The 11,773-nt window shown below is 50.5% G+C and carries 14 protein-coding genes; 12 read left to right on the top strand and 2 right to left on the bottom strand.

All coding sequences use genetic code 11. The annotated features are described in order from the left end of the window. The first annotated feature begins 196 nt into the window (after positions 1-196). From MES37_RS21310 to alaE, 5 genes are all read left to right on the top strand, one after another. Positions 197-859 (top strand): GntR family transcriptional regulator, encoded by a 663-nt coding sequence (locus MES37_RS21310; RefSeq protein ID WP_064544012.1) that lies wholly within the window; start codon positions 197-199, stop codon positions 857-859. A 79-nt stretch (positions 860-938) separates the two neighbouring features. Next, positions 939-1,241 carry an ArsR/SmtB family transcription factor gene (locus MES37_RS21315; RefSeq protein ID WP_064544010.1) on the top strand — a complete coding sequence of 101 codons (303 nt, stop codon included), beginning with the start codon at positions 939-941 and terminating at the stop codon, positions 1,239-1,241. An 8-nt stretch (positions 1,242-1,249) separates the two neighbouring features. Beyond that, positions 1,250-1,774 (top strand): rhodanese family protein, encoded by a 525-nt coding sequence (locus tag MES37_RS21320; protein WP_064544008.1) that lies wholly within the window; start codon positions 1,250-1,252, stop codon positions 1,772-1,774. Positions 1,775-1,983: 209 nt separating this feature from the next. Continuing rightward, positions 1,984-2,163 carry a hypothetical protein gene (locus MES37_RS21325; protein WP_064544059.1) on the top strand — a complete coding sequence of 60 codons (180 nt, stop codon included), beginning with the start codon at positions 1,984-1,986 and terminating at the stop codon, positions 2,161-2,163. 379 nt (positions 2,164-2,542) lie between these two features. Continuing rightward, complete coding sequence (alaE, locus tag MES37_RS21330) at positions 2,543-2,998, top strand: L-alanine exporter AlaE (RefSeq protein ID WP_064544006.1); 456 nt, start codon at positions 2,543-2,545, stop codon at positions 2,996-2,998. A gap of 41 nt (positions 2,999-3,039) precedes the next feature. Here the strand turns inward: alaE and MES37_RS21335 are convergent, their stop codons facing one another. Continuing rightward, positions 3,040-3,381 (bottom strand): DUF2002 family protein, encoded by a 342-nt coding sequence (locus MES37_RS21335; protein ID WP_064544004.1) that lies wholly within the window; start codon positions 3,379-3,381, stop codon positions 3,040-3,042. 160 nt (positions 3,382-3,541) lie between these two features. Between MES37_RS21335 and MES37_RS21340 the strand changes: the two genes are divergently transcribed. Further along, entirely contained in the window at positions 3,542-3,868 is a 327-nt protein-coding gene (locus MES37_RS21340; protein ID WP_034457412.1) for a DUF883 domain-containing protein, read from the top strand. Positions 3,869-4,462: 594 nt separating this feature from the next. Here MES37_RS21340 and pdxR read toward each other — a convergent pair. Further along, complete coding sequence (gene pdxR / locus MES37_RS21345; RefSeq protein ID WP_121815745.1) at positions 4,463-5,794, bottom strand: MocR-like pyridoxine biosynthesis transcription factor PdxR; 1,332 nt, start codon at positions 5,792-5,794, stop codon at positions 4,463-4,465. A 132-nt stretch (positions 5,795-5,926) separates the two neighbouring features. Here pdxR and MES37_RS21350 point away from each other — a divergent pair, with 132 nt between their 5' ends. The 6 genes from MES37_RS21350 to proV form a co-directional block, all read left to right on the top strand. Next, the gene (locus MES37_RS21350; RefSeq protein ID WP_064544002.1) at positions 5,927-6,358 is read left to right on the top strand and encodes a carboxymuconolactone decarboxylase family protein; all 432 of its coding nucleotides are present in this window, start codon (positions 5,927-5,929) and stop codon (positions 6,356-6,358) included. 158 nt (positions 6,359-6,516) lie between these two features. Further along, a complete protein-coding gene (gene nrdH / locus MES37_RS21355; protein WP_064544000.1) occupies positions 6,517-6,753 on the top strand; it encodes a glutaredoxin-like protein NrdH in 237 nt (78 codons plus the stop codon). Then, entirely contained in the window at positions 6,750-7,160 is a 411-nt protein-coding gene (nrdI, locus tag MES37_RS21360) for a class Ib ribonucleoside-diphosphate reductase assembly flavoprotein NrdI (protein ID WP_237932603.1), read from the top strand. Before nrdH ends, nrdI begins: the two co-directional genes overlap by 4 nt. Continuing rightward, positions 7,133-9,280 (top strand): class 1b ribonucleoside-diphosphate reductase subunit alpha, encoded by a 2,148-nt coding sequence (gene nrdE / locus MES37_RS21365; RefSeq protein WP_121815029.1) that lies wholly within the window; start codon positions 7,133-7,135, stop codon positions 9,278-9,280. Before nrdI ends, nrdE begins: the two co-directional genes overlap by 28 nt. Positions 9,281-9,289: 9 nt before the next feature. Further along, entirely contained in the window at positions 9,290-10,252 is a 963-nt protein-coding gene (nrdF, locus tag MES37_RS21370) for a class 1b ribonucleoside-diphosphate reductase subunit beta (protein WP_064543995.1), read from the top strand. 342 nt (positions 10,253-10,594) lie between these two features. Further along, positions 10,595-11,773: glycine betaine/L-proline ABC transporter ATP-binding protein ProV (gene proV, locus MES37_RS21375; RefSeq protein WP_237932604.1), on the top strand; the 1,179-nt coding region annotated here is incomplete at its 3' end.

Consider the following 11,773-nt stretch of genomic DNA (forward strand, 5'->3'; position numbering starts at 1 on the left):
ATAAAAAACCGACGCCGATCACTTTTTCCCGATCGGCGGCGTGAAGAAAGTGAGGGATTGCACCAGTGGAGTGCATAGAAATGCAGTTATGCGCTTTTATAGTGCATGGAATTGAAATAATCCCCCAGTCTCAATGCCTTGCCGCTACCAGGCTAATATGTGAAGATTGCCGCTCACCAGGTTACCGCAGAACAACATGAAGAAAGATGCCGCCACTCAAATGCTGAGCGAGAAAATCGCCGAGACTATCCGCCAGAAGATTATCGTTGGCGAACTCGCGTCCGGCGCGCGCCTTTCGGAAGCTGCCCTCAGCGAACAACTGGATATTTCGCGCAATACGCTGCGTGAAGTGTTCCGCATGCTGACCCAGGAAGGGTTGCTGCGTTACGAGCCTAATCGCGGGGTTTGTGTGGCAGTGCCGGATATGGCGGCAATTCTCGATATTTACCGTATTCGTCGGCTGATTGAGTGCGACGCCCTCACCCATGCCTATCCGCTGCATCCAGCCGTTGCCAAAATGGAAGCCGCTGTGCAAGAAGCGCGGGAGTACCGCCAGACCAGCGAATGGCGGCAGGTGGGAACGGCAAATATGAAGTTCCACACGGCGATTGTCGAATTGGCCGACAGCGAGCGCCTGACGCGCCTGTACCGCAATATCTCCGCAGAACTCCGGCTAGTATTCGGGCATCTTAACGATCCCGAAATTCTCTATGCCCCTTATATTGAGAAGAATGCCCACATCCTTGCGCTGCTGGTTGATGACCAAAATGAAAAAGCCGCCCGTACGCTCGCGGAGTACCTTGAGCTATCCGAGCGCACGGTACTGGCGGCCTGGGCCAGGCATCAACAATCATCCTGATCAATGGCTAACAATCACGTGCATTTTCCCATCCTTTAGTTTAGCATTTGCTTAATTAAGTAAGTGCTAAACTAAAACTATGAATCCCGAACTGCTAAAACTCCAGGCCAGCGCGAGCGATGCCGCAAAGCTACTCAAAGCAATGAGTAACGCCAATCGGCTGCTGATCCTCTGCATGTTGCTCGATTCCCCCGGCACCGGAGCAGGCGAGCTGGCTACGGCGACTGGGCTAAGTCCATCTGCCACTTCTCAGCATCTTGCCCGTATGCGCAATGAAGGGCTTATCGACAGTACCCGCGAGGCGCAGCGCATTCTTTATTTCATTAAAAGTGATGCCATTCGGGAGATCATTGGCACGCTTAAAGCCATTTATTGTCCGTGAGGAACAGCATGACTATCCAGACTATTTCCCCAAGTGATGCCAAAGCGCTGCTCACCAAAGGTGCGGCGTTGATTGATATCCGCGAGCGTGATGAATATGCGCGTGAGAATATTGCCGAGGCACATTTACTGTCGCTTTCTGCCATCGAAAATGGCGATAGACTTGGCCCGTTTGACCCTTTCGATACGGTAATTTTTTATTGCCAGTCCGGCATGCGCACCACGCAAAATGCTCAGAAACTGGTTGATGCCGTGGCCCCCGCAAAAGTGTTGCTGCTGGAAGGGGGATTAACGGCCTGGAAGAAAGATGGCCAGCAAATTCTCGAAGATAAATCACAGCCGTTGCCGTTAATGCGCCAGGTGCAAATTGCCGCCGGAAGCCTGGTTCTTGCGGGTGTGATTCTGGGGTTTGTTGTTCACCCAGGATTCTATTTACTGTCGGGTTTTGTCGGTGCGGGTTTGCTGTTTGCGGGTATCAGCGGTTTTTGCGGCATGGCACGCTTGCTGGCAGTAATGCCCTGGAATAAGCACTGAGTGAGTTCGGCTTTTTGTCCCGTTATTTTGGGCTATGGTTAACGGTATATACCCGTTAGCATTCGAGTTGCAGCCAGGCGGCCAGGGAGCTTATCCCGATGAGCTTACTTAAGTAAGTGATTTGGGTAAGTGAGTGCAGCCAACACCCCTGCAGCTTGAAGGATGACGGGTATACGTAATTCATTTCTCTCAATTGAATGAGGTTAATTATGTTCAAGGCAGGCGATTTGGTGCAACCCAAGAAAGGTGGCCCGAAGTATGAAGTGCTGGATGTTCAGGGCGATACTTTGTTCTGTACCCCGAGGAATATTTTGAGCGGCGAAAAGGTCACGCTAAAAGCAGAAGACGTGGTTTTGTATAAAGAAGACGACGATTTTGGCGTTTGCTAATGCCGCTATGATCAGGCGGGCTACAGTTCACCCGCCTGAAACCACATAATTACCCCGCCCCACTCATCGTTATATAAACAACCCCACAACAAAAATTCAGGCTCTGAATAGCCCGAAAAACCGCTGCGACTGACGAAAAATTAACCCAATGATTTTTAAATGAAAATTAATAACGAAGCGACAAAATCATGAAACCCTGCCTTTTATGTGCCATTTAGCGGATTTTATTGACAAAACGCGATTAAATAAAAATTAATCACTAATTGTACGATTTCAACCAGCGATATAATCTAGTCAAATCAAAATAAGCCACGCATTAGCACTGCCATCATGTCGACCTGGTAGTGTATATATCTAATTTTCATTAGGAGCTGGAAGAATGTTTTCTCCTGAGTCACGCCTGCGTCATGCAGTCGCAGATACTTTTGCGATGGTAGTGTATTGCTCGGTTGTGAACATGATGATAGAGATTTTTCTCTCCGGCATGAGCTTTGAGCAGTCGCTCTCATCAAGGCTGGTCGCCATCCCGGTGAATATCCTGATTGCCTGGCCCTACGGTTTATATCGCGATGCTTTCATGCGTTTGACTAAACGTTATAGCAAAGCTAACTGGGCGAAAAATCTTGCTGATGTGCTGGCTTATGTGACTTTCCAGTCACCGGTTTACGTCGCCATTTTGTGGTCGGTCGGTGCTGACTGGACCCAGATAGCTGCAGCAGTCAGCTCTAACATTGTGGTGTCGATGTTTATGGGTGCCGCGTATGGCTACTTTTTGGATTATTGCCGTCGCTTATTCCGCATCAGCGGTTACCGGAATGCAAAAGCTGGGGCTTGAGGTTAGCGTTGCGCCGTGACGCGCAACAACACCGGTTTCGATTAATGCTCGCCAAACAAACCAGACAAATAACGTTCCAGCGCAATGCGTGAACTAAAACCGTGCGGAATGCCGTAATGCTGATGAGTTTCGCCAGCAAGGTAGAGTGGAAAATGCTGGTAGTGATCGCAAGTTTTAACGTCCGTGGCAGGGTCTGCCAGTGTCTGGCTTCGTTCTTTTAAGGTTGGGTGAATAATCAACGCAGTTCGCCCCATACGCGCTTCGCGATTCACATAAACGTAATTTTCACCACGGCGATATCCGTATGTTTTTGGTGTGACAACATCCATGGTAAAACCGGCTTTTTCAAGAACGCGGGCCACCTCATCGGGTCGTAAATACATAATTTTTCCTCATCATCTTCTATTGCAGCGCAACCTTACAATATCCAGCATTACTAGCGCTTTCAGATTAGTCCATAAAGACCGCGAAAGCGCGTGACCTGTCTCATGACTAAAAATTATGGTCTACACTGAGAAGTACATCGCAACAAGGGAGAAACTAATGTTTAACCGTGTAAATCGAAATGATGTAGACGAAGGTGTTGATGATATTAACCGTGACGTGAACCAGCTGGCCGACACGCTGGAAGAGGTTCTTAAATCGTTCGGTAGCGATGTTAAAGAAGAAGGGGAAGCCGCCCGCAAAAAAGCGGAATCTCTGCTCAAAGAGACACGAGCTCGCCTTCATGGTCGCACCCGTGTGAAACAAGCCGCCTGTGATGCGGTAGGTTGTGCCGATACTTATGTGCGCGACAAACCATGGCAAAGCGTGGGTATTAGCGCCGCCGTAGGTATTTTCATCGGGGCTTTATTAGCGTCCCGTCGTTAGCCACAAAAGTGTAGTGATAACAAATATGCGTCTGACCCCGGTTCTGCCGGGGTCTTTACTTTCTTGTGGGGTGGTAAGCCAGTTATGTCGGATGACGCTAACGCTTATCCGACCTACGGTTCAATATTGACTTTGTAGGGTGGATAAGCGTTAGCGTCATCCACCATTTACGCCAGTTGTATCGGATGACGCTGCGCTTATCCGACCTACGGTTCGATTTTGACTTTGTAGGGTGGACAAGCGTTAGCGTCATCCACCATTTACGCCAGTTGTATCGGATGACGCTGCACTTATCCGACCTATGGTTCGATTTTGACTTTGTAGGGTGGATAAGCGTTAGCGTCATCCACCATTTACGCCAGTTGTATCGGATGACCCTGCGCTTATCCGACCTATGGTTCGATTTTGACTTTGTAGGGTGGATAAGCGTTAGCGTCATCCACCATTTACGCCAGTTGTATCGGATGACGCTGCTCTTATCCGACCTATGGTTCGATTTTGACTTTGTAGGGTGGATAAGCGTTAGCGTCATCCACCATTTACGCCAGTTGTATCGGATGACGCTGCGCTTATCCGACCTAGGAAGAGGTGCAGTCAGAAAATCGCGTCACGAAGTTGTTGCGCCACTTTGAGTGCCATCGCCATTGATGTGAGATTGGTAAAACTCATCAGAATTCCCCCTTCCCCTTTTGACACCATCCGCCAGTCACTTAATGCCTGCACCGCCAGCCCGGCTTCGCGAGCTTTCGCCACAAGCGCACGATCATCGCCGCCGACACGCATCACCAGTTGAATGCCTCCGGCCTGTGGAACCACATCAAAACCTTGCTGTTGCAGTGCCTGTTCCAGCCATACTCGCCGTTCGCTGTAGCACAGACGCATTTTTTTCAGATGACGCCAGAAATGGCCTTCGCGGAGAAAATCGGCAATGGTTTGCTGAATCAACAACGGCGCGGTGCAGGGTAAGTAATGAGTATGTTGTGAAAACGCCTCGACTTGCTGTTGCGGCACCACCAGCCAGGCGACGCGCAGCGCGGGAAATAGCGATTTGCTGAACGTCCCCGCGTAGATCACCCGTTGTGGGCCATCGAGGCTTTTTATCGGTGGCAGTGGTTTGCCATGGTAGCGGAATTCGCTGTCGTAATCGTCTTCAATCACCCAGCTTTGATTCGCTGCTGCCCAGTCCAGCAACTGATGGCGGCGTGCCAGTGACAACGCCACGCCAAGTGGGCTTTGGTGAGCGGGAGTAACCAGCGCAAAACGAGCGTCAGGGAAATGACCTAACCCGTAATCAATCTGCATCCCTTCGTTATCGACGGGGACGGGATGTAGCGCCATTCCTGCTTCAGCAAAAACCGGGCGCACATAGCGATAACCGGGGTCTTCCAGCCATATTCCGTCGCCAGGTTTTGCCAGGGTATGCACCACCAGACGCATGGCGGCCTGAAATCCAGCGGTGATAAATACCTGCTCTGGCTGGCAGTCAATACTGCGCGAAAATCGCAAGTAATCGGCAATGGCCTGGCGCAGTGTCGATTCGCCGTTAGCCTCTGGCAGCATCAGGTCATAGCGGGTTTGCAGGCGCAGACGCCGCCCCATCATCCGCGCCCAGAGTGCGCGCGGGAATCCATCAAGGGCTGGTAACCCCATCTGAAACGGACGTGGCGCACCTTGCGGCTGGCTCGAGGTATTGGCAACGTTATTTGCCCCCGAAGTGGCTGAAGGGCTGACAAAGGTTCCCGCCTGGCCGCGCCTTTCCAGCCAACCTTGTGCCACCAGTTCGCCATAGGCGTTTTCCACTGTCGCCCGCGCCACACCAAGTTCAAGTGCCATAGTACGGCTCGACGGCAAACGGCTTCCGGCCACCAGCTCACCATCACTGATTGCCTGTTTGAGTTGCCTGGCAATTTGTTGATAACGCGGGATGGCGTGGTGAGCGCTGACCACCAGTTGATTCGATTTTGCCATTATGGCCTGCTTTATTAGTTAGTTTATGGCTCTCTTTAGTAGTCCATCATAGTGCTAAATTGCTTTCACACCAACATGAGGAACAACACCATGACAGAATTACGCCAACCCTATTTTGACCTTTCCCCTGCTGTGTTTAAGCCGATGCTGCAAGCGCTGAAAGGTCTGGAGTCCAGCTCGCTGGGTTCAACACTGATTGAGCTGGTTTTCCTGCGTGTCTCGCAGATTAACGGTTGTGCTTATTGCCTGGAGATGCACTCAAAAGCCCTGCGCAAAGATGGCGTGGACCAGACCAAACTGGATGCGCTGGCGGGCTGGAAAGTGAGCCATCACTTCAGCGACAAAGAGCGTGCGGCGCTGGCCTGGGCTGAAGCGGTGACCATGATTACCGAAGGTGGTGCGGAAGATGCGGTGTACCAGCCGCTGCTGCAATTCTTTACTGCACATGAGATTAGCGATCTGACTTTTGCCGCGAGCCTGATGAATGCGTTTAACCGCCTGGCGATCGGTATGCGTATGTAGTTTTTGAGTTTTCCCCTCACCCCGGCCCTCTCCCAAAGGAGAGGGTGAAAACCACGCCACTCCCTCCCTCTTATCGAAAATACTATATCTTGTATGGTTGATAATTTTCTCACCCACATCTAGTATTCATATTCTCAACACCAGAGAGAATAAGAATCATGCGCATTACCATATACACCCGAAATGACTGTGTCCAATGCCACGCCACCAAACGTGCTATCGAAAGCCGCGGGTTCACTTTTGAGCTGATTAACCTCGATTTAAACCCAGAAGCGGCGGACGATTTACGCACGCTGGGTTATCGCCAGTTGCCAGTTGTTATCACCGAACAGGAAAGCTGGAGCGGGTTTAGGCCGGATATGATCAACCGCCTGCGCAGCCAGGCCCACGCATGAGCAACCTCGTCTACTTCTCCAGCACCTCGGAAAACACCCTGCGTTTTGTCGAACGCCTCGGGCTGCCCGCCGTGCGCATTCCGCTGGATTTCAAGCAGCGGCTGGAAGTGACGGAACCGTACATTTTGATTGTGCCGAGCTATGGCGGCGGCGGGATTGCCGGAGCCGTTCCCGCTCAGGTGATTCGTTTTTTAAACAACCCGATTAATCGGTCGTTGTTGCGCGGTGTGATTGCCAGCGGCAACCGCAACTTCGGCGAAGGATTTTGCCGGGCAGGTGACGTGATCGCCCAAAAATGCCAGGTGCCGTATCTCTATCGTTTTGAGCTACTGGGCACCGGGCAAGACATTGAAAACGTGCGTAAGGGAGTCAAAGAATTTTGGCAACGACAGAAGCTATCAGCGTAATGGCAGCGGAAAGCGCGGATTATCACGCGCTCAATGCCATGTTGAATCTTTATGATTCCGAAGGGCGCATCCAGTTTGAGAAAGATAAACTGGCGGTCGAGCAATTCCATCAACAGCATGTGCTGCCCCGCTCGCGCCAGTTTTCTGGCCAGCAAGCGCGTCTGGACGGGCTGGTGGCGGAAGGCTATTACGACAACGCGGTGCTGCAACGTTATCAGCGCCGTTTTGTGGTGGAATTGTTTGAGAAAGCGCATCGCAGCGGTTTCCAGTTCCAGACCTTTTTGGGTGCCTGGAAGTATTACACCAGCTACACGCTGAAATCTTATGACGGCAAAGAGTATCTGGAACATTTCCCGGACCGCGTGTGTATGGTGGCGCTGACGCTGGCGCAAGGTGATGAAAAACTGGCAGTTCAGCTGATGGATGAAATGCTCAGTGGCCGCTTCCAGCCTGCAACACCGACGTTTTTGAACTGCGGGAAGATGCAGCGCGGCGAACTAGTTTCCTGCTTCCTGCTGCGTATCGAAGATAATATGGAGTCGATTGGCCGCGCGGTGAATTCAGCGCTGCAACTGTCGAAACGCGGTGGCGGTGTGGCATTTCTGCTGTCGAATTTACGCGAAGTCGGCGCACCGATTAAACGCATTGAAAACCAGTCGTCCGGGGTGATCCCGGTAATGAAGATGCTGGAGGATGCGTTTTCTTATGCCAACCAACTCGGTGCGCGCCAGGGCGCGGGCGCGGTTTATCTGCACGCCCATCATCCCGATATTTTGCGTTTCCTCGATACCAAACGCGAAAATGCTGATGAAAAGATCCGCATCAAATCGCTCTCACTTGGCGTGGTGATCCCGGATGTCACCTTCCAGTTAGCGAAAGACAACCAGCCGATGGCGCTGTTTTCGCCTTACGATGTCGAGCGTATTTACGGCAAGCCGTTTGGCGATATTGCGGTCAGCGATTTGTACCTTGAAATGCTGGCAGACGAACGCATCCGCAAGACCTTTATTAACGCGCGCGATTTCTTCCAGACACTGGCCGAAATCCAGTTTGAGTCCGGTTATCCGTACATCATGTTTGAAGATACGGTCAACCGCGCCAACCCGATTGCCGGGCGCATTAATATGAGCAACCTGTGTTCAGAAATTTTGCAGGTCAATAGCGCGTCGACCTATGACGAAAACCTCGATTACCAGAATGTGGGCCACGATATTTCCTGCAATCTCGGATCACTGAATATCGCGCATGCGATGGATTCCGCAGATTTTGCTCAGACTATAGAAACCGCCATTCGTGGGCTGACGGCGGTTTCCGATATGAGCCACATTCGCTCGGTGCCGTCGATTGAAGCGGGCAACTCCGCCTCCCATGCGATTGGCCTCGGGCAGATGAATCTGCACGGTTATCTGGCACGCGAAAGCATTGCTTATGGCTCTGCGGAAGGGTTGGATTTCACTAACATCTATTTTTACACCGTGACCTGGCATGCCATTCGCGCCTCGAATTTGCTGGCACGGGAACGCAAACAACGTTTTGCAGGTTTTGAACAATCACGCTATGCGAGCGGTGAATATTTCCAGCAATATCTGCAAGAAAACTGGCAGCCGAAAACCCAAAAAGTTCGCGAGTTATTTGCCAACGCCGGTATCACCATCCCCACTCGCAGGCAGTGGCAGCAGTTGCGTGATGATGTGATGGAGTTCGGCCTGTATAACCAGAATTTGCAGGCCATTCCACCAACGGGTTCTATTTCGTATATCAACCACGCAACGTCGAGTATTCACCCGATTGTTTCGCGTATTGAGATCCGCAAAGAAGGCAAAACCGGGCGCGTTTATTATCCGGCCCCGTTTATGACCAATGAGAATCTCGAGTATTACCAGGATGCCTACGATATTGGCCCGGAAAAGATAATCGACACCTACGCGCAAGCCACACGCCACGTTGATCAAGGTTTGTCGCTGACGCTATTTTTCCGCGATACCGCCACCACCCGCGATATTAATAAAGCGCAGATTTATGCCTGGAAAAAAGGCATTAAAACGCTGTATTACATTCGCTTGCGTCAGATGGCACTGGAAGGCACCGAAGTCCAGGGCTGCGTGTCCTGCGCTTTATAAGGGGAGAAGATGACTCAGTTAAACCGCGTGCGCGCCATCAACTGGAATATTATCGAGGATGAGAAAGATCTCGAGGTATGGAACCGCCTGACCAGTAATTTTTGGCTGCCGGAAAAAGTCCCGCTGTCGAACGATATTCCGGCGTGGCAATCACTTAGCAACGATGAACAGCAGCTGACGATCCGCGTATTTACTGGGTTGACGTTGTTGGACACCATTCAGAATACCATTGGCGCACCCGTATTAATGGCTGACGCAATAACACCCCATGAAGAAGCGGTGTTGTCGAACGTGAGTTTTATGGAAGCGGTGCATGCTCGTTCTTATAGTTCGATTTTCTCGACACTTTGCCAGAGCAAAGATGTTGATGCCGCTTATGCGTGGAGTGAAGCCAATGAACCACTCCAGCGCAAAGCGCAAATTATCCTCGCGCATTATCATGCCGATGACCCGTTGAAGAAGAAAATCGCCAGCGTATTTTTGGAGTCGTTCTTATTTTATTCAGGCTTTTATTTGCCGATGTATTGGTCAAGCCGTGGCAAGTTGACCAACACCGCAGACCTGATTCGTCTGATCATTCGTGACGAGGCGGTGCATGGCTATTACATCGGTTATAAATTTCAGAAAAATCTTGTGCAGCAAAGCGCTGAACGACAGAGCGAATTGCAGAATTTCGCCTTCGAGTTGCTGATGGATCTTTACGATAATGAAGTGGCGTATACCGATGCGTTGTATGGCGATGTCGGCTGGCAGGAAGAGGTCAAAGCGTTCCTTTGCTATAACGCCAATAAAGCACTGATGAACCTCGGCTATAATGCGCTGTTCCCGCCTGAAATGGCCGCAGTGAACCCTGCGATTCTGGCAGCGCTTTCTCCCAACGCCGACGAAAACCATGACTTCTTCTCAGGCTCGGGTTCGTCGTATGTGATGGGGAAAGCGGTGGAGACTCAGGACGAAGATTGGGACTTCTAATTAAGAAAAATAGATTAATCCACAGCGGATAATCGAACACATAACCCACCAAATTTTGCGTTTATTTATGGCGGATAGAGTGATGCTTATCCGCCATGGATATTATTGTGAACCTCGTCTCATTCAGGCTAATTTCGCCTCCGGTTACAAAAAATATCATCTTTTTCATATTTGCCCTCAGCCCTTTACTCATGGGAAATGCCGACCACATGCGCCGTGCGGATATTGGATATATCGGAAATGGAGGGTTGTCTCAGATTCTAAGTATGTTAGGGTATATGCAGTGAATATTTCCATCAGGAATTGTGTATAAATATATAAATACAGGAATAACTTTATTGCATGGCAATTAAACTTGAAGTGAAGAATTTATATAAAGTATTTGGTGAGCATCCACAGCGCGCATTCAAATATATAGAAAAAGGTATTTCAAAAGCAGAATTACTGGAGAAAACAGGGCTGTCGCTTGGCGTAAAAGACGCCAGTCTGGCCATTGAAGAAGGCGAGATTTTTGTCATCATGGGGTTATCGGGTTCCGGTAAATCCACCATGGTTCGCCTTCTCAATCGCCTGATTGAACCAACCCGTGGACAGGTACTGATTGACGGCGTAGACATTGCCAAAATATCAGAAGCGGAACTCCGTGAAGTGCGTAAAAATAAGATTTCCATGGTATTCCAGTCCTTTGCTTTGATGCCTCATATGACGGTGTTAAATAACGCTGGATTCGGCATGGAATTAGCCGGTATTGCGTTGAAAGAACGTCAGGAAAAAGCGCTTGATGCACTGCGTCAGGTTGGGCTGGAAAATTATGCCCACGCTTATCCCGATGAGCTTTCTGGCGGTATGCGTCAGCGTGTGGGTTTGGCTCGTGCTTTGGCGATTAATCCCGATATATTATTGATGGATGAAGCCTTCTCTGCCCTCGATCCTTTAATTCGTACTGAAATGCAGGACGAATTAATTAAATTGCAGGCGAAACATCAGCGTACCATCGTATTTATTTCCCACGATCTGGATGAAGCGATGCGTATTGGCGACCGAATTGCCATTATGCAGGGTGGTGAAGTGGTGCAAGTCGGTACGCCGGATGAAATTCTCAATAATCCGGCGAATGATTATGTGCGCACCTTCTTCCGTGGCGTAGATATTAGCCAGGTATTTAGCGCTAAGGATATTGCCCGTCGTAGCCCGGCTGGCCTGTTGCGTAAAACTGCCGGTTTCGGCCCAAGATCCGCGCTGAAATTGCTGCAAGATGAAGACCGTGAATTTGGTTATGTCATTGAACGCGGGCAAAAATTCCTCGGTATTGTTTCCACTGACTCACTGAAAGCCGCGTTAGCTGCGGGCCAGGGTCTGGACAATGCTTACCTCGAATCTCCAGCGGCCGTTTCCGCAGAGACTTCACTGAGTGATCTACTCACCCATGTCGGCCAGGCACCGTGCGCGGTTCCGGTTGTTGGGGAAGAGAGTCAGTACGTGGGCATTATCTCGAAAGGGGTTCTGCTGCAGGCGTTAGAT

This window comes from Buttiauxella sp. S19-1, assembly GCF_022134725.1.
Lineage (GTDB): Bacteria > Pseudomonadota > Gammaproteobacteria > Enterobacterales > Enterobacteriaceae > Buttiauxella > Buttiauxella ferragutiae.